Source organism: Williamsia serinedens, from assembly GCF_024171725.1.
GTDB classification, from domain to species: domain Bacteria; phylum Actinomycetota; class Actinomycetes; order Mycobacteriales; family Mycobacteriaceae; genus Williamsia_A; species Williamsia_A serinedens.
Map to the genome: position 1 here is coordinate 20,394 of NZ_JAMTCG010000009.1, position 17,401 is coordinate 37,794.

13 protein-coding genes and 1 tRNA gene are annotated in these 17,401 nt (G+C 72.0%); 5 read left to right on the forward strand and 9 right to left on the reverse strand.

Annotated elements, in window-relative coordinates; all coding sequences use genetic code 11:
• Window positions 1–4 precede the first annotated feature (4 nt).
• The 4 genes from thrC to argS are packed head-to-tail and all read right to left on the reverse strand — an operon-like array spanning window position 5 to window position 5,478.
• Window positions 5–1,099: a threonine synthase gene (gene thrC, locus LX12_RS20505; RefSeq protein ID WP_253656472.1), complete on the reverse strand. Its 1,095-nt coding sequence runs from the start codon at window positions 1,097–1,099 to the stop codon at window positions 5–7.
• On the reverse strand, window positions 1,092–2,405 hold the full coding sequence (locus LX12_RS20510; RefSeq protein WP_253656473.1) for a homoserine dehydrogenase: 1,314 nt from the start codon (window positions 2,403–2,405) through the stop codon (window positions 1,092–1,094). Before LX12_RS20510 ends, thrC begins: the two co-directional genes overlap by 8 nt.
• Window positions 2,402–3,829, reverse strand: coding sequence for a diaminopimelate decarboxylase (lysA, locus tag LX12_RS20515; RefSeq protein WP_253656474.1), 1,428 nt, complete (start codon window positions 3,827–3,829; stop codon window positions 2,402–2,404). The genes LX12_RS20510 and lysA overlap by 4 nt, the downstream gene beginning before the upstream one ends.
• Window positions 3,826–5,478, reverse strand: a complete 1,653-nt coding sequence (gene argS / locus LX12_RS20520) for an arginine--tRNA ligase (protein WP_253656475.1) — start codon at window positions 5,476–5,478, stop codon at window positions 3,826–3,828. The genes lysA and argS overlap by 4 nt, the downstream gene beginning before the upstream one ends.
• A 196-nt stretch (window positions 5,479–5,674) precedes the next feature.
• Between argS and LX12_RS20525 the strand changes: the two genes are divergently transcribed.
• The 4 genes from LX12_RS20525 to LX12_RS20540 all read left to right on the forward strand — a co-directional run bounded on the left by LX12_RS20525 (window position 5,675) and on the right by LX12_RS20540 (window position 9,405).
• Complete coding sequence (locus LX12_RS20525; RefSeq protein ID WP_253656476.1) at window positions 5,675–6,580, forward strand: thioredoxin-like domain-containing protein; 906 nt, start codon at window positions 5,675–5,677, stop codon at window positions 6,578–6,580.
• A gap of 4 nt (window positions 6,581–6,584) precedes the next feature.
• Window positions 6,585–7,313, forward strand: coding sequence for a DUF305 domain-containing protein (locus LX12_RS20530; protein ID WP_253656477.1), 729 nt, complete (start codon window positions 6,585–6,587; stop codon window positions 7,311–7,313).
• Between the two features lie 56 nt (window positions 7,314–7,369).
• On the forward strand, window positions 7,370–8,398 hold the full coding sequence (locus tag LX12_RS20535) for a fused (3R)-hydroxyacyl-ACP dehydratase subunits HadA/HadB (protein ID WP_253656478.1): 1,029 nt from the start codon (window positions 7,370–7,372) through the stop codon (window positions 8,396–8,398).
• A gap of 137 nt (window positions 8,399–8,535) precedes the next feature.
• Window positions 8,536–9,405, forward strand: coding sequence for a cyclopropane mycolic acid synthase family methyltransferase (locus LX12_RS20540; RefSeq protein WP_253656479.1), 870 nt, complete (start codon window positions 8,536–8,538; stop codon window positions 9,403–9,405).
• Between the two features lie 28 nt (window positions 9,406–9,433).
• Here LX12_RS20540 and LX12_RS20545 read toward each other — a convergent pair whose 3' ends face one another.
• The 4 genes from LX12_RS20545 to LX12_RS20560 form a co-directional block, all read right to left on the reverse strand.
• A complete protein-coding gene (locus tag LX12_RS20545; RefSeq protein WP_253656480.1) occupies window positions 9,434–10,723 on the reverse strand; it encodes a glycosyltransferase in 1,290 nt (429 codons plus the stop codon).
• A gap of 20 nt (window positions 10,724–10,743) precedes the next feature.
• Window positions 10,744–10,819: transfer RNA gene (locus tag LX12_RS20550), tRNA-Arg, on the reverse strand.
• Window positions 10,820–10,890: 71 nt separating this feature from the next.
• Window positions 10,891–13,869 carry an AAA family ATPase gene (locus tag LX12_RS20555; RefSeq protein ID WP_253656481.1) on the reverse strand — a complete coding sequence of 993 codons (2,979 nt, stop codon included), beginning with the start codon at window positions 13,867–13,869 and terminating at the stop codon, window positions 10,891–10,893.
• Window positions 13,866–15,125 carry an exonuclease SbcCD subunit D gene (locus LX12_RS20560; protein ID WP_253656482.1) on the reverse strand — a complete coding sequence of 420 codons (1,260 nt, stop codon included), beginning with the start codon at window positions 15,123–15,125 and terminating at the stop codon, window positions 13,866–13,868. Before LX12_RS20560 ends, LX12_RS20555 begins: the two co-directional genes overlap by 4 nt.
• 68 nt (window positions 15,126–15,193) lie before the next feature.
• Here LX12_RS20560 and LX12_RS20565 point away from each other — a divergent pair, with 68 nt between their 5' ends.
• Window positions 15,194–16,717, forward strand: a complete 1,524-nt coding sequence (locus tag LX12_RS20565; protein WP_253656483.1) for a molybdopterin-dependent oxidoreductase — start codon at window positions 15,194–15,196, stop codon at window positions 16,715–16,717.
• Here LX12_RS20565 and LX12_RS20570 read toward each other — a convergent pair.
• On the reverse strand, window positions 16,710–17,399 hold the full coding sequence (locus LX12_RS20570) for a TetR/AcrR family transcriptional regulator (RefSeq protein ID WP_253656484.1): 690 nt from the start codon (window positions 17,397–17,399) through the stop codon (window positions 16,710–16,712). The genes LX12_RS20565 and LX12_RS20570 overlap by 8 nt on opposite strands.
• Window positions 17,400–17,401: the final 2 nt, after the last annotated feature.

Genomic DNA, 17,401 nt, shown 5'->3' on the forward strand with positions numbered 1-17,401 from the left:
CATCTCAGCCCACCTCGAGCATACGGGCCACCGCGTGCGGGTCGACGTCGATCGCCTGCACCTCGGGCATGCCCGCCAGCGCGGTGTCGGGGTCCTTGAGTCCGTTGCCGGTGACGGTGCAGACCACGGTCTCCCCCGCCGACACCCAGCCCTCCTCCCGCGCGGCGAGCAGGCCCGCCACGCTGGCGGCGGACGCGGGTTCGACGAAGACGCCCTCCCGGCCGGCCACGAGACGGTACGCCTCGAGCAGCTTCTCGTCGGTGGCCGCGCGGAAGACGCCACCGGACTCGTCCTTCGCCGCCACGGCTTGCGTCCAGCTGGCGGGCGACCCGATCCGGATCGCGGTCGCGACGGTCTCGGGGTTCTTCACCGGTTGCCCGGTCACCAGCGGCGCCGCACCGGCGGCCTGCACCCCGAGCATCCGCGGACGCGACGACGCGACACCGTCGGCGTGGTACTCCGAGTAGCCCTTCCAGTAGGCCGTGATGTTGCCCGCGTTGCCCACCGGCAGTGCGTGCACGTCGGGGGCGCGGCCGAGGACGTCGACGATCTCGAACGCCGCGGTCTTCTGTCCCTCGATGCGGGCGGGATTGACCGAGTTGACCAGCTCGATCTCGGAGAACTCCGCCGTCGCCTTGCGAGCGAGCTCCAGGCAGTCGTCGAAGTTGCCCTTCACCTGGATGATCTTCGCGCCGCTCATGACGGCCTGCGCGAGCTTGCCCATCGCGATCTTCCCGGTCGGGATGAGCACCGCGCAGGTGATGCCCGCACGCGTCGCGTAGGCCGCGGCCGAGGCCGAGGTGTTGCCGGTCGACGCGCAGAGGACGGCCTTCTTGCCGTTCGTGACGGCCATGCTGACCGCCATGGTCATCCCGCGGTCCTTGAACGAGCCGGTGGGATTGGCGCCCTCGACCTTGAGGTACACCTCGCACCCGGTGATCTCGGACAGGTGCGGCGCGGTGATGAGCGGGGTCCCGCCCTCCAGCAGCGTGACCACGCGGGTGTCGGCGTCGACGGGCAGCCGGTCGCGGTACGCCTCGATGAGGCCCGGCCACCGGGTGTGCACGCCGGGGCGCTGCGTGAGATCGCTGTCAGCCATCGGTTCCCTCCAGACGGAGCACGCTCGACACCGACAGGACGGCGTCGAGATCGTTGAGGGCGTCCACGGTCTCCGACAGCGCGGAGTCCGGGGCGCGGTGGGTCACCACGATGAGGCGCGCGTCGTCGCCGGCGCCCGCCTGGCGGACGGTCGCGATGCTCACGCGGCGCTTGGCGAACTCGCCTGCGACGGTGGACAACACGCCCGGACGGTCGGCGACCTTCATCGACACGTAGTACCGCGTGTTGACGTCGCCGATCGGCGCGATCGGCAGCGACGCGTAGGTGGACTCCAGCGGACCCCGACCGCCGTGCACCTTGTTGCGGGCAGCCATCACCAGGTCGCCGAGGACGGCCGACGCCGTCGGCGAACCCCCCGCCCCCTGGCCGTAGAACATCAACCGGCCCGCGTTCTCGGCCTCCACGACGACGGCGTTGAAGGCCCCGTTCACCGAGGCGAGCGGGTGTGAGTTCGGCACCAGCGCGGGATACACACGGGCCGAGACCCGTTGGCGCCCCATCGAGTCGTCGATGCGCTCGCAGATCGACAGCAGCTTGATGGTGCAGTCGAGTGTCGCGGCCGACTCGTGGTCGTCGGTGGTGATGGTGGAGATGCCCTCGCGGTACACGTCGCCGGCGGTGACGCGGCTGTGGAACGCGATCGAGGCGAGGATCGCCGCCTTGGCGGCGGCGTCGTAGCCCTCGACGTCGGCGGTCGGGTCGGCCTCGGCGTACCCGAGCCGCCCGGCCTCGGCGAGTGTCGAGGCGTAGTCGTCGCCGTTCTCGGCCATCGCGGAGAGGATGAAGTTGGTGGTGCCGTTGACGATCCCCGCCACACGCTGCACGGTGTCGCCCGCGAGCGACTGCATCAGCGGACGGATCACCGGGATGGCCCCGGCCACCGCGGCCTCGAAGTAGAGGTCGACGTGGGCGCGGGCCGCGATCGTCGCGAGCTCGCCGGTGTAGTCGGCGAGCAGCGCCTTGTTCGCGGTGACCACGGACTTGCCGTGCTCGAGTGCGGTGCCGATCAGGGTGCGCGGCAGGTCGATCCCACCGATCAGCTCCACGACGACGTCCACGTCGTCCCGGGTGACCAGCGACGCGGCGTCGTCGGTGAGCAGCGACGGCGAGCACCAGGACCGCGCCTTGCCCAGGTCCCGCACCGCGACACCGCGGATCTCCAGCGGTGCACCCACGCGGGCCTCGAGGTCGGAGGCGCTCTGCTGCAGGATCCGCACCACCTCGGCGCCGACGTTGCCCATGCCGAGCACCGCCACACCGATCGTCCGGCGTGCGTCGTCGGTCATCGATCCACCTCCAGGCTCATCAGGTCCGCGAGCGTCTCGCGTCGTAGCAGTGTGCGGGACTCGCCGTCGCGGACCGCCACCACTGCCGGTCGGGCCGCCATGTTGTACCGGCTGCTCATCACGTAGCAGTAGGCGCCGGTGGCCGCGACGGCCAGCAGGTCGCCCGGGGCGACGTCGTCGGGCAGCCAGCAGTCCTTGACGACGATGTCGCCGCTCTCGCAGTGCTTCCCGACCACGCGGCTGCGCGTCGCGGGGGCCTCGCTCGTGCGTGAGGCGAGTCGTACGTCGTACTCCGCGCCGTAGAGGGCGGTACGGATGTTGTCGCTCATGCCGCCGTCGACCGAGACGTACCGACGGTGTCGGCCGCCGCCGATCGCCACGTCCTTCACGGTGCCGACCCGGTAGAGGGTCACGGTGCCGGGTCCGGCGATCGCACGTCCGGGTTCCACCGCGAGGACCGGTGTGGGCAGACCCAGCTGCGCCGACTGTCGACGCACGATGTCGACCAGGGTCTCGGCGACCGTCGAGACCGGTGGCGGGTCGTCGTCGGGGACGTACGAGATCCCCAGGCCACCACCGAGATCGAGCACCGACAGCTGCGCGGTCTTGTCGACCCCGAACTCCGCGACGACGTCGGCGAGCAGCCCGAGCACGCGGTGCGCGGCGAGTTCGAAGCCGTCGAGATCGAAGATCTGCGAGCCGATGTGGCTGTGCAGGCCCACGAGCCGGAGGTTGTCGGCGGCGAAGACCCGGCGCACGGCGTCCATCGCGACGCCCTCGCTCAGCGAGAACCCGAACTTCTGGTCCTCGTGCGCGGTGGAGATGAACTCGTGCGTGTGGGCCTCGACGCCGACGGTCACCCGGATGAGGACGTCCTGCACCACGCCCGCCGCGCCGGCGGCGGCGTCGAGGCGCTCGATCTCGACGGCGGAGTCGACGACGACGTGGCCAACCCCGGCGGCGACGGCCGCCTTGAGCTCCTCGGTGGACTTGTTGTTGCCGTGCAACGCGATCCGCGCGGCCGGGAACCCGGCGCGCAGGGCCAGTGCCAGCTCACCGCCCGAGCAGACGTCGAGGCTGAGTCCCTCCTGGTCGACCCAGCGGGCGATCTCGCTGCACAGGAATGCCTTCGACGCGTAGTGCACACGGCCGGTGGCGCCGAACGCGGACAGCATGTCGACGCAGCGCGACCGGAAGTCGGCCTCGTCCACGACGAACAGCGGTGTCCCGTGCCGGTCGGCGAGGTCGTGGACGGAGGCGCCGGCCAGGGTGACGGCGCCGTCGTCACCGCGACAGGCGTTGCGCGGCCACACGTGATCCGGCAGCTCGCCCATCTGCGCGACGGTCGAGGGGACGCCGTCGCCGTCGACGCCACGCGTCGCGGGCCCCTCGGCGTGACGGGGGCCGGCCGGGTGCGCCATCACATCCGCTCCGGGGCACTGACGCCCACGAGGTCGAGACCGTTGGCGACGACCTGGCGCGTCGCGTCGCAGAGGGCGAGCCGCGCACCGTGCAGCGCGGTCGGCTCCTCGTCGCCCTGCGGCAGGATGCGACAGCGGTCGTAGAACCGGTGGTAGGTCCCGGCCAGGGTCTCCAGGTACCGGCAGATCCGGTGCGGCTCACGCAGTGTCGCCGCGGTCTCGACGACGCCGGGGAAGTCGCCGAGGGTCCGGATGAGCTCACCCTCGGCCGGCTCGACCAGCAGGTCGAGCGCACCCGGGTCCGCGACGACACCGAGATCGGCGGCGTTGCGGCCGATCGCCGACAACCGCGCGTGCGCGTACTGCACGTAGTAGACCGGGTTCTCGTTCGACTGCGTGGTGAGCAGGTCGAGGTCGATGTCGAGGTTGACGTCGACCGACGACCGGATCAGCGAATAGCGCGCGCCGTCGACACCGACCGCGTCGACGAGGTCGTCGAGGGTGATGACGGTCCCCGCGCGCTTGCTCATCCGGACAGGCTTGCCGTCACGCACGAGGTTGACCATCTGACCGATGAGCACCTCGAGGGTGTCGGGATCGTCACCGAGTGCGGCCGCAGCGGCCTTGAGCCTCTTGATGTAGCCGTGGTGGTCGGCGCCGAGCATGTAGATGCACAGGTCGAAACCACGGGTGCGCTTGTCCCGGAAGTATGCGATGTCACCGGCGATGTACGCCGCGTCGCCGTCGCGCTTGATGACGACGCGGTCCTTGTCGTCGCCGAACTCGGTGGAGCGCAACCACCAGGCACCGTCGTTCTCGTACAGGTTGCCGTTGGCCTTGAGCACTGCGATGCACTCCTCGACGGCACCGCTGGTGAACATCGAGTTCTCGTGGGTGTACACGTCGAAGTGCGTGCCGAAATCGTCGAGACTGCTCTTGATCTGGTCGAACATGGCGTCCACGCCGACCGACCGGAAGACCTCGAGCCGCTCGTCCTCGGGGAGGTCGAGGGCGTCGGGGCGCTGCTGCCGGACGTGCTCGGCGATCTCCGCGATGTAGGCGCCGGCGTACCCGTCCTCCGGCGTCGGCTCGCCGAGCGCCGCGGCCAGCAACGACCGCGCGAACCGGTCGATCTGGGTGCCGTGGTCGTTGAAGTAGTACTCGCGGGTCACCGCGGCGCCCTGCGCGGCGAGCACACGACCGAGGGCGTCGCCGACGGCGGCCCAGCGGGTACCACCGAGGTGGATGGGGCCCGTCGGATTGGCCGACACGAACTCGAGGTTGATGCTCCGCCCAGCCAGCGTCGACCCGCGGCCGTAGGCGTCCCCCGCCGACAGGACGTCGGAGACGACGACGTTCTGGCTCGCCGCCGCCAGGCGCAGGTTGAGGAACCCGGGGCCGGCGATCTCGGCGGTCGCGATGCCGTCGAGCGTCGCCAGTTCGTCGGCGAGCCACTGCGCGAGATCCCGCGGCGACGTGGCCACCTTCTTCGCGATCTGCAGCGCGATGTTGGTGGCGTAGTCGCCGTGCTCGGGGTTGCGCGGCCGTTCGACGACCACCGTGTCCGGGACCACGGACGTGTCGAGGCCGCGGCGCGACAACACGGCGGTCGTCGCGTCACGCAGCACGTCGGGGAGTTCCGTGGGAGTCACGGGACACCATCCTATGGTCCCGCCCCGTCACGACCACATCCGCACGTCACGCGCACATCCGCAGGTCCGGACGGGTCGGGGTGGGTGCGTCGACGGGGAGGTCGGGCGCGTCACGGCTCAGGGACGGCTCAGCACCCACCCGTAGAATGGCCGCGCCCGCCCACCCGACGACAGGACCGACCCACCGATGGCCAGCATGAGCAGCCCGCACAACGCCGCGAAGCCGGACGAGACGGCGTCGACGACGGGTGAGGGGAAGCCGCCGACCGCGCCGAAGGGCCCGACAAAGAAGGCTTCGAAGAAGAAGGGCCGCCCCGGCACCATCCCGGTGACCGCGGCGGGCAGGCGTCGGTCGGTGCCGTGGGCCACGATCGCCGCGGTCGTCGTCGTCCTCGCGATCGTCGGCGGCATCGCGGCCTACCTCGTCCCGAAGTACACGGTGCGCGAGGAGGCACAGAAGTTCGTGCCGTCGGCGTCGAACCCCGACCCCTCGGACGCGATCCAGGGTGTGGTGAAGCGCTTCTACCCCGCCGGTCAGCACGTCGCGCCCACCCAGCGCGTCGCCTACGACCAGTCGCCGCCGTACGGCGGACCGCACGACGCCGTGTGGGCGACCTGCACCGGTGTCGTCTACCCGAACCCGCTGCGCACCGAGAACGCGGTGCACTCCCTCGAGCACGGCGCGGTGTGGATCGCCTACAACCCGCAGACCGTCTCCGCCGCCGACAAGGCGACGCTGGAGAGCAAGGTGAACGGCAAGCAGTTCATGCTCATGTCGCCCTACCCCGGCCTGAGCACACCGATCTCGCTGCAGTCGTGGGGACATCAGCTCAAGCTGAGCTCGGCGAGCGACCCGCGGGTCGACCAGTTCATCACCGCGTTGCGACTCAACTCGCAGACCAACGTCTACCCGGGTCAGCCGCAGCAGACGGCCTACCCCGAGGTCGGCGCGTCGTGTGCCGCCATCCCCGGTGCGTTCGACCCGAACAACCCGCCGCCCGCGGACGTCGGGCCGGTCCCGGCGGATGCGGTGCCGATGAACGGCGCGGGCACCCAGCAGGCGACCAACGAGCCGGGTGTGTCCCCGACGCCGGCGGGCTGATCCGATGACCACCACCGAACATCCTCAGACGGAGTCCGCACCCGAGGAGGCCATCCGCCCGGGCTGGCGACGGCAACTGCCCGCGTTGATCGGTCTCGGCGTCGTCGCCCTGCTGCTCGTCGGCGTCGGGGTCGGCCTGCTGGTCGGGCGGACGGTGCCGTCCGACGAGGCGTCGCCCGCGCCGGACTCGGCGGCGGTCGGCTTCGCCCAGGACATGTCGGCCCACCACGCCCAGGCGGTGTCGATGGCCGCGGTCGAGCTCGACCGCGGCACCGACGAGCAGGTGCGCTCACTGGCGTTCGACATCCTGACCTCGCAGTCGAACCAGATCGGTCAGATGCAGTCCTGGCTGCAGCGCTGGGGTCGCCCGCTCGCGTCGACCACGCCCGCGATGTCGTGGATGACCGGCGACCACGCGATGGGGATGGGTGTGTCGATGACCGCCGGTGACGGCGTGACGACGCCGATCATGCCGGGCATGGCCACCGAGCCCGAGCTGTCGCGGCTGCGGTCGCTGTCGGGATCGGCCGTCGACACGTACTTCCTCCAGCTGATGCTCCGGCACCACCAGGGCGGGCAGCACATGATGGAGTACGCCGTCGACCCCCAGCACGTCTCGGAGGGGTACGTCCGGGACCTCGCACAGCAGATGATCAACGTGCAGACCACCGAGGCCGACACGATGTCGCAGATGCTGTCGGAGCGGCGCACGGCTCCCCTGCCGATGAACTAGGACCCCTCCCCGATCGGCGCCCCGGTGGTCGGTCGGGGTGGTGAGCGTGTGCAACCATGAGCGCCGTGAAGCCCGAGGACGTGAGTTCCCCCGAGCGCGACTGGACGCAGTACTACGCGCCGGACGACCCCTACGAGATCGGCCGCGAGGAGATCCGCGAGTTCGCGCGCTCCATGAAGGACGCGAACGCGGTGCACTGGGACGAGGCCGCGGCCGCCGAGCTCGGCCACCCCGGCCTGATGGCGCCGGTGACGTTCACCGCCCGGCTCGCCGGCAGCGGCCTGAACTGGCTGCTCGACGAGGTGCTGCTCGAGTACGACACGAGCGCCTTCGTGCAGACCGACCAGATCTTCACGCAACACCGTCCCATGCACGCCGGCGACCGCCTCGGCCTCACCATGGGCCTGCGCCCGATCCGCCAGAAGGCCGGCGGCGACACGATCATCGTCGAGGGGCTGTTGATCAACTCCGACGGCGAGGTGGTGCAGTCGCTGGTCACCACCGCGGCCGGTCGGCGCGGCGCGCACGCCGAGCCCGCCCTCGCCGCGGCCCTGTCCGACGTGATGATGGCTGACTTCGAGCCGCCGGCGACCCGCGCGTGGACGGAGATCGAGGGCACCCCGACGCCGCCGGTCGCGCCGTGGGACGTCCCGCTGGCCGCGACCGTCCCGTCGTTCGACGACGTCTCGGTCGGCGACGAGCTGCCCAGCCGCACCGTGACCCTGCGCCGCGGCGACCTGGTGAACTACGCGGGCATCTCCGCCGACCACAACCCCATCCACTGGAGCGACCGCGTCGTGTCGGTGGTCGGTCTCGAGACCGTGGCCGCACACGGGATGCTCACCATGGGCATCGGCGGGTCGTTCCTGTCGGGGTGGTTGACCGACCCGGCCGCGATCCGCGACTACCGTGTCCGCTTCACCGGCATCGCCTACGTCGCTGACGACGAGCCCGCCCAGGTCGAATACACTGGCCGCGTCAAAGAGCTCGACGAGGCCTCACGAACGGCTACGATCGCGCTCGGTGCCAGTTTCCGCGGCAAGCGGATCTTCGGCCGGGCGACGGCGACGGTGCAGCTCCGCTGACCGTCGCACCACAGCCCACGTCCCGGCCCGGCACCCATCGGGGGGCGACTCGTCGGGGGGACGGTCGCGGCCGAGGACAGACACGACCGCCATGCCGCCGGCCGCGCCGGTGGGTGCACACACGAGAGAGGTTCATCTTGACCACCGAGACCCCGTTCTTCGAGGACGTCCAGGCGCACTACGACCTGAACGACGACTTCTTCGCGCTCTTCCTGGACGAGTCGCGCACCTACAGCTGTGCGTACTTCAAGGAGGACGACTACACCCTGAACCAGGCGCAGCTGGCCAAGATCGACCTGTCGCTGGGCAAGCTCAACCTCGAGCCCGGCATGACGCTGCTCGACGTCGGGTGCGGCTGGGGCGCGACCATCCTGCGCGCGATGGAGAACTACGGCGTCAACGTCATCGGCCTCACCCTGAGCGAGAACCAGCACGCCCACGTCAAGGGGCTCGTCGAGAAGAAGGCCGCCGAGACCGGCCTCAAGGGCGAGGTCCGCCTGCAGGGCTGGGAGGAGTTCGACGGCAAGATCGATCGCATCGTGTCGATCGGCGCCTTCGAGCACTTCCGCTTCGAGCGCTACGACCAGTTCTTCAACTTCGCCTACAACGCGCTCCCCGACGACGGCCGGATGCTGCTGCACACGATCATCGCCTACGGTCTGTCGCACCACCACGAGACCGGCAACAAGATCGGCAAGGACGACTTCCAGTTCCTGCGGTTCATCGCCACCGAGATCTTCCCGGGTGGCCAGCTGCCGCTGCCCAAGCAGGTCACCGACGGTGCGACCAAGGTCGGCTTCGAGATCGAGCGCATCCAGCCGCTGCAGCTGCACTACGCCCGCACCCTGGACGCGTGGAGCAAGAACCTCGGCGAGCACCGCGACGAGGCCATCGCCCTGTGCGGTCGCGCGAATTACAACACCTACGTCAAGTACCTGAGCGGCTGCGCTGCGGCGTTCCGCAAGGACATGATCGACGTCATGCAGTTCACCTGCGTCAAGGGCTGACCCGCCCGACGACGTCGTCAGACGGCGCTCACCGCATCACCGCGGTGGGCGCCGTTTCCATTGCGGCCACGGCCGCGGCGACTGCCTCCTCGGCGGGCACGAGGCGGCTGCTGACGTCGACCACCCGACGACGCGTGGCGTCGTCGAGGACGACGTCGAGCCCCCGTGCGAGCGTCTGCGTGTCGAGACGGGCGAGCCGTGTCGACGACCCGAGCCGCAGCGCCCGGATCCGCGCACCCCAGTAGGCCTGGTCGGCGCCGGCCGCGCAGATCAGCATCGGCAGGGCGGCACGGAGTGTCGCCGCCGTCGTCCCCGCGCCTCCGTGGTGGATCGCCGCGGCACACCGCGGGAGCACGACGCCGTGGTCGACGCGGTCGGCGTGGAAGACGTGGCGGTGCTCGGCGTCGGGTCCGCTGCGTCCGCCCAGTCCGACCACCAGCGCCCGTACACCGCGGGACGCGGTCGCGTCGGCCACAGCGGCGAGGAGACGCCGCGGGTCGCCGACGGGAGCGTTGCCGAAGGAGACGAAGACCGGCGCCTCCCCCGCCGACAGCCACGTGTCCAGCTCGGGGTCCACCCGGTCGCCGACGGCCGCTCGGACGGAGTCGGGGAGGTCGAGGAATCCCACGAGCGGGCGTGCCGGGCCCCATTCGTCGTCGAGGCCCGGGAAGAGCGTGGCGTCGTAGGCCTGGACCTGACTCACCCCGCGTCGCGCCAGGCGCGTCGGCAACGGCCCCCTCGCTGGGGCGAGCCCCAGGGACGCCCGGAACCGGTTCTCCGATCCCCGCGTGGCCGCCCACGTGACACGGTCGGCCAGCCGCCATCCGGCGCGGTTCAGGGCCGGCGGGAGTCGACGAGCCGTCGACACCGGACCCATGACCCCGTTCTCCGACATCGCGCAGAACCGCATCGTCGCGAGCGCGGCACCGTGGCGTTCGGCGAGGGCCAGGCACCGATCCTGTCCGAGCGGGCCGGTCACGACGAGGTCCAGACCGCCGTCGTCGACGAGCGACGCCACCGCCCCCGAGAGCCCGGAGTCGAAGAGGGCGAACCCCTCTCGCACCTGCTCACGCGCCAGCCGCAGCTTCGTCAGCGGGTTGCGTGTGACCAGGGTGGCGCGGCCGCGCTCGGTCTCCCAGTAGGACTCGCTGTCGGCGCCGACCGCGAACGCGCGTAGTCCCAGGCCGCCGACGAAGTCGACGTAGTTGGGCGGGACGAGCATCGTGACGTCGTGGCCGCGTCGGGAGAGTTCGTGACCGAGGCATGCTCCGGGCTGGACGTCCCCCCGGCTGCCGTAGGTCGACACCGCGATGCGCATGCAGCGAGCCTAGGTCGATCTGGTGCCCCCGGCAGGATTCGAACCTGCGGCCTTCTGCTCCGGAGGCAGACGCTCTATCCCCTGAGCTACGGGGGCTCATCGGGCGGGCCAAGACTAGCGCACCGGCGCGACGCCGCCCAAAGCCGGTGGTGGGTGGCGCGGCCGGGTCAGCCCGCGACGCCGAGCAGTTCGACGCGGGAGCCCGATTCGGTCCGCACGACGTGCAGCTGTGCCGGGATCCGGCTGCGCATCTCGTCGACGTGGCTGACGAGACCGACGACGCGGCCACCGGACCGCAGGTCGTCGAGGACGCCCATCACGCGCTCGAGGGTCTCGGGGTCGAGGCTGCCGAACCCCTCGTCGATGAACATGGTGTCGAGCACACGGCCACCGGCCTCCGCCGAGACCACGTCGGCGAGGCCCAACGCGAGCGCGAGGGAGGCGAAGAAGGTCTCGCCGCCGGAGAGGGTGGCCGCGGGCCGGACGGCACCGGTGTACTCGTCGCGGACGGCGATCCCCAGACCGCCCCGTCGCCCGTGACTCCCCGCGGCGTCGGAGTGTTCGAACTCGTAACGGCCACAGGACATCTGCCGCAACCGCGACGACGCCGCGACGACGACCTCCTCCAGCCGCGCTGCGAGGACGTAGGACCGCAACGACATGGAACGGTTGTTCGCACCGCGGCCCGCGACGACCTCGGCGAGACCGGACACCTCGTCGGCGCGGGCGCGAGCGGGGGCCATGACGTCGGCGGCGGCCCAGAACTGGGCGCAGTGTGTCTCGAGCCTGGCGACGCGGTCGGCGGCGAGCGCGGCGCGGCGGTGGGCGTCGTCCCGGTCCGCCCGGGTGGTGTCCCGGGTGGCGCGGGCGGCGTCGAGGTCGACCGGGCCGGTGGCCGCCGCCGCGACGACGTCCGGGTCGTCCACGACGGCCTGTGCGGCCGATCGTCGCGCCGCGAGCTCCCGCAGCAGCGACTCCCACTCGGCGATCTGGTCGGGCGACGCGAGCGCGGCCCGTGCGGCTACGGCATCGGCGAAGCCGGCGTCGACGGCGAGTTCCCGTGCGCGATCGGACGCCGCGGACGCCCTCTCGTCCGCCGCGGCCCACCGCGACGTCGCGTCGCGCAGCGCCGCCGCCGCGCGGCACAGGTCCCCCAGCTGCGCGCGCCGCACCTCGACGCTCTCCGCGTCCCCCCGTGCGGCGTCGATCTCCGCGTCGAGCGCGCGCAGAGCGGTCCGCAACGACTGCGCGCGTTCGGTGCGCCGCGACTGGTCCTCCCGCACCCGGGACTGCTCGGCGGTCAGGGCCGTGGCCGTCGACTCGATCTCGGCTGCCTTCTCGGAGAGTGCTTCCAGCTCGCCGGCGAGCCGCCGGGTCTCGGTGACCGCCCGGCGGGCGTCGGACGCCGCCGCCGTCAGGTCCGCGACAGCGAGGTCCCCGACGCGGGCGCAGAGGCTGTCGTACTCGGCCCGCACCTCGGTGAGGGCGACGGCGGCGCGTCGTGCACGGTCGCCCGCCGCCTCCTCCGTGGTCTCCGCCGCGCGCTCGTCGGCGTCGGTCACCGGCTCACCGCCGTCGACGGCCGGTGCAGGGTGCTCGGCGGACCCGCATGCCGGACACGGCTCACCGGGAACGAGTCGGGAGGCCACCTCCGCCGCCATGTTCGCGACGCGACGTTCACGGACGGCCACGAGATCCTGACGTGCGTCGAGGTGGGCGCTGCGCGCCGCGTCGGCCGCTGCCTGCGCGGCGGCGAGCGGCTGGACCAGCGCATCCCGTCGAGTGGCGTCGGCCACGAGCTCCGCGAGCCGCTCCGCCTCGGCGGTGCGACCGTCGATCGCAGCACCTGCGGCGGTGGCCGCCGAGATGCGACTCGCGAGTTCTGCTCTCCGCGCCGGGATCTCGTCCCACTCGGCGGCGATCGCCGCCAGTCGGCGCTCTGCGTGCGCGACGTCGGCGGCGAGGGTGGACAGCTCGGCCACCGTCGCCGCGCGACCGGCCGCCCGGACGGCGAGTGGTTCGAGTCGGCCGGACTCCGCGGACCAGCGATCGACCGCGGCGGCGATGGTGGCCGCCGGGTCGGACGCCTCCGCGACGGCCGCGACCAGCGCAGCGCCCCCCGGGATCCGCGCGAGTGCGTCACTCGCGGTGGCGACGGCGCGGGCCGCTGCGTCCCGACGTGTACGGGTGTCGACCGCGTCGTCGAGGGCGGACCGCACGCCGCCGGCGCGCCGTGCCGCGTCGAGGAGGGCGTGGGTCTCCGTCACGAGCGCGGAATCGGCGTCGAGCGCGGCCAGTTCGGCGCGTGCGACCTCCCCGCGACGGATCAGCTCGGCGTGACGCGCGCAGTCGTCGAGGTGGGCCTGTGCACGGTCGGCCGCCTGCGTGGCGGCCTCGGCGGCCGTTCGGGTTCGCTCTGCCTCGGTCCGGGCGTCGACGAGGACGCCGGTCGCCCAGTCGACGTCCGGCTCGGCGGGCGCCTCCACCCCGGTGATCGCCGAGATCTGCCCGGCGAGACGGTCCACCGACTGCGCCTTCTCCTCGACCTCCGCGCGCGCCGTCCTCGCGCGCTCGCGCAGCCACTCCTCGACCCCGCCGAACCGACCGGTGTCGAACAGCTTCTCCAGCAACGCCTCCCGGTCCTCGTTGGTGGCCCGCAGGAACTGGGCGAAGTCGCCCTGCGGCAGGAGGACGACCTGGAAGAACTGCTCGGCGCTCATCCCGAGCAGTCGCGAGACGGTCTCACCGATCTCCGGCAGGCGGGTCAGTTCGGGACCCGACCCGTCGGTCCAGACAAGGACACCCTTCGCCTGGATCTTGCGCAGTCCTGCCCCCCGGGACTTCGGTCGGTGGTGTTCCGGGGACCGTTCGAGCCGCATCCGCCGACCGGCGACGGTGGCCTCGAGGACCACACGCGGCACGACGTCGGGACCGGCGTGGTCGGAGTGCAGGCGACGACCCTCGTGGCGTACGCCCGGCACCCGTCCGAACAGGGCGAACGCGACGGCGTCGAGCACGGTGGTCTTGCCGGCGCCGGTCTGACCGTGCAGGAGGAACAACCCGTCCTCGCCGAGGGCGTCGAAGTCGACGACGACCTCGTCGGCGAAGGGACCGAAGGCGCGCATCGAGACCCGGTGGAGTCTCATGCCGACACCTCCTCGTCGGTGGGGAGGGCGAACAGCGCGAAACTGCCGTCCTCCTCCATCAGCTCGACCGCGGGTTCCGCCGCGGCCGGCGGGGTCGCGACGACCGGTCGCGACGTCTCCGACACCTCCACCTCCGCCGTCACCGCACGCAACGCCTCGGCGACGAGGACGGACTCGCCGTCGGTGGGGGGACTGCGCACGTCGTCGAGGAAGGCCCGCACGACCTCGCGGTCGGTCCGACCGTGCACGCGGGAGCGGTAGTCGCCGGCGTCGGCGGGATCCGGACGGATCCACTCGACGTGGACCGCGTGGGGGAACCGCCCCCGCAGACGACGCATCGCGTCCGTCGGACGGACGGCGTCGGTGAGATCGGCACGGACGTAGGCGTTCTCGTGCGCAGCATGCGACGCGTCGGCGAGGAGGTCGGCGAGATCGCCTCGGAGGGAGACGAGGTCGCGCACGACGGGCAGGTCGTGACGTCGGACGCCGGCGAGCCCGTCGGCGTCGAGGTCGACGATCCACACCGCCTTTCGGTGGGAGCTCTCACCGAACGAGTAGGGCAGCACCGATCCGCTGTAGCGGACCGAGTCCGCGACGACCTGCGGTGCATGCAGGTGCCCCAGGGCCACATAGTCGACGCCGGAGAACGTCTGCTCGGCAACGGTCTCGACGCCGCCGACGCTGATCGACCGCTCGGAGCCGGTCGACGCACCACCGACGACGAACGCATGCGCCGCGACGAGGGACCGACGGGGGTGTTCGGCGAGGTGGGCGCGGACACGGTCCATCGCCGCGGTGAGCACGTCCTGGTGGCCGCGCGCCTCCGGGACGCCCAGATGTGCACGGGCGGCGTCGGGTTCGAGATACGGGATGCCGTACACGGCGATCTCGCCGTGGTCGTCGGAGAGGACGACGGGCCGATCGATCGCATCGCACGACGTGCGCAGGTGCAGACCACCGGCCTCGGCGAAGGACGACCCCACCCCGAGTCGGGTCGGCGAGTCGTGATTGCCCGAGGTGACGACGATCTGCGCCCCGGCGGCGCGGATCGCGCGCAACGCGTCGTCGTAGACGGCCACCGCGTCGGCCGAGGGCACCGAGCGGTCGTACACGTCCCCCGCGACGACGACGACGTCGACCGATTCCGCGGACACCACGGCGGCCACCTCGGCGAGCGCACGGCGCTGGTCGTCGAGGAGATCGACGCCGTGGAACGTCCGGCCGAGGTGCCAGTCGGAGGTGTGCAGGAACCGCATGCGATCACCGTAGGGCGGGGTTCCGACAGCCCCGGGGAACCACGCCCGGCGTGTGGATACTGGACCGGGTGAGATCCCCCGCACCCGAGCGTGTCCTGGCCGCCGCGACCGGCGTGGTGGCCGCGGCGGTGGTGCTGGGCGTCGGCCAGTTCGTGGCCGCGTTCCTCGACCGCGCCGCGGGTCCGCTGCTCGCCGTCGGGTCCGCGGTGGTGGACCACACGCCCGCGCCCGTACGGGAATTCGCGATCGACACCTTCGGCACCGGCGACAAGACGGCCCTCATCGTGGGGATGTGCGTAGTCATCGCGGTCCTCGCCGCCGTGGCGGGACTTCTCGAACGCCCCCGACGACCCTGGGGCAGTGTCCTTTTCGTCGCGTTCGGGATCGTCGGCGTGGTGGCTGCCACGACCCGCGCGGGTGCCGGGGTCGCCTGGTTCCTGCCGACGGTCGTCGGGGTGGCCGCGGGTGTCGCGGTGCTGCGCGCCGGGACCGGCCGCCTCGCGGCACCCCGTCCTCCGCGGGTGCCGGGCGCCCGTACCGACCGACGCACGGTGCTGCTCGGGTTGACCGGTGCCGGCGCGGGCGCGGTGCTCGCGGGTGTGGTCGGCACCGTGCTGGACCACCTCCTCAACGACGTGGGCCGCGACCGGTCGGGTTTCGCGGTGCCGCCGGCCACCCGTTCCCTCGACCCGCCCGGCGCGACGGGTGACGCCCCGGCCGGGTTCATCACGCCGCCGTCGGACTTCTACCGCATCGACACCGCCCTGCGTCCCCCGCAGCTCACCGCGGAGCGGTGGTCGCTGCGCATCCACGGCATGGTCGACCGGGAGGTCCGCGTCGACATGGCGATGCTGCGGGCCATGCCCGCCGTCGAGAAGACGGTCACGCTGACGTGCGTGTCCAACGAGGTGGGCGGCGACCTCATCGGCAACGCCCGCTGGATCGGCTACCCGCTGCGTGACCTCCTCGCGATGGCGGGACCCTCGGGCGACGCCGACATGGTGCTGTCCACCAGCGACGACGGGTTCACCGCCGGGACCCCGCTGCAGGCGCTCACCGACGATCGTGGTGCGCTGCTGGCGGTCGGGATGGACGGACAACCGCTGCCGGTGGAGCACGGGTACCCGGCCCGCATGGTCGTCCCGGGTCTATACGGCTACGTCTCGGCCACGAAGTGGGTGGTGTCGCTGGAGGTGACCCGCTTCGACAGGGCGACGGCGTACTGGACGCAGCGCGGCTGGGCCGAGAAGGGACCGATCAAGACCGGATCCCGGATCGACGTGCCGCGATCGGGGGACACGGTCGGTCGCGGCCGGGTCACCGTCGCCGGGGTCGCGTGGGCGCAGGGCCGCGGGATCAACGGCGTGCAGATCCGGGTCGACGACGGTCCGTGGCAGGCCGCGACGATGCTCGCCCCCGACATGCTCGACGCGTGGCGCCTGTGGCGGTGGACGTGGGACGCCTCTCCCGGTGACCACACGCTCACCGTGCGCGCCTTCGACGGCGACGGCCGTCAGCAGTCGGCGATCGTCGCCCCACCGATCCCCGACGGCGCGTCGGGCCTGCACTCGGTCGACGTCACCGTCACATGACGGCGCGCAGAGACCGCGACGGTTCCTGCGCGGCTCCGCGGTCCACGGCGAGCCCGACGGCCCAGTCGACCAGCAGGTCGGCGGACCGTGCCGCGGCCGCGTCGTCCCGGTCGACCAGCCACCACTGGAACATCCCGTGGATGGCCTGCACGGCGTAACGGACGACGTCGCGTTCCCGCCCCTCCCAGTGCATCCCGGTCCGCGCGCCGACGGTCTCGAGATAGCGGACGCCGTAGTCCTCGGCGAGTTGGTGGTGGTGTCGGGTCGCGATCCGTGCCGGCGAGTCGGCGGGCGTCCGCAGCGAGTGCACGATCGACTCGACGAGGACGGTCCACCGGCCCGGCGACTCGCGCGTCAGGGCGAGCACCGACGAAACCGTCGACGAGACCATGGCGTGCAGGCCATCCCGACCGGTCGCGGAGGTCGCGCCGTCTCCCCCGCCCCGCAGGTCGGGGTTGTCGGTGAGGAACGCGTCGAGGTGACGCGCCATCGCGGTGCCCACGACGGCGTCCATCAGCTCGTCCTTGCCGTCGAAGCAGTAGTGCACGATCCCGAGCGAGACCCCGGCGGCGTCGGCGACCCCGCGGACGGTGACGGCGGCGATCCCTGCGCGCTCGGCGATCTCGAGCGCGCGGTCGATCAGCTGCTCACGCCGCTGGTCGATGGTGAGCCGGGACAGCATGA

Bases quoted from the DNA above. Each gene is read 5' to 3' on its own strand.
- thrC (WP_253656472.1), bottom strand. From the start codon at position 1,099: ATGGCTGACAGCGATCTCACGCAGCGCCCCGGCGTGCACACCCGGTGG.
- LX12_RS20510 (WP_253656473.1), bottom strand. From the start codon at position 2,405: ATGACCGACGACGCACGCCGGACGATCGGTGTGGCGGTGCTCGGCATG.
- LX12_RS20525 (WP_253656476.1), top strand. From the start codon at position 5,675: ATGAGCAGCCCGCACAACGCCGCGAAGCCGGACGAGACGGCGTCGACG.
- LX12_RS20530 (WP_253656477.1), top strand. From the start codon at position 6,585: ATGACCACCACCGAACATCCTCAGACGGAGTCCGCACCCGAGGAGGCC.
- LX12_RS20535 (WP_253656478.1), top strand. From the start codon at position 7,370: ATGAGCGCCGTGAAGCCCGAGGACGTGAGTTCCCCCGAGCGCGACTGG.
- LX12_RS20545 (WP_253656480.1), bottom strand. From the start codon at position 10,723: ATGCGCATCGCGGTGTCGACCTACGGCAGCCGGGGGGACGTCCAGCCC.
- LX12_RS20555 (WP_253656481.1), bottom strand. From the start codon at position 13,869: ATGAGACTCCACCGGGTCTCGATGCGCGCCTTCGGTCCCTTCGCCGAC.
- LX12_RS20560 (WP_253656482.1), bottom strand. From the start codon at position 15,125: ATGCGGTTCCTGCACACCTCCGACTGGCACCTCGGCCGGACGTTCCAC.
- LX12_RS20570 (WP_253656484.1), bottom strand. From the start codon at position 17,399: ATGCTGTCCCGGCTCACCATCGACCAGCGGCGTGAGCAGCTGATCGAC.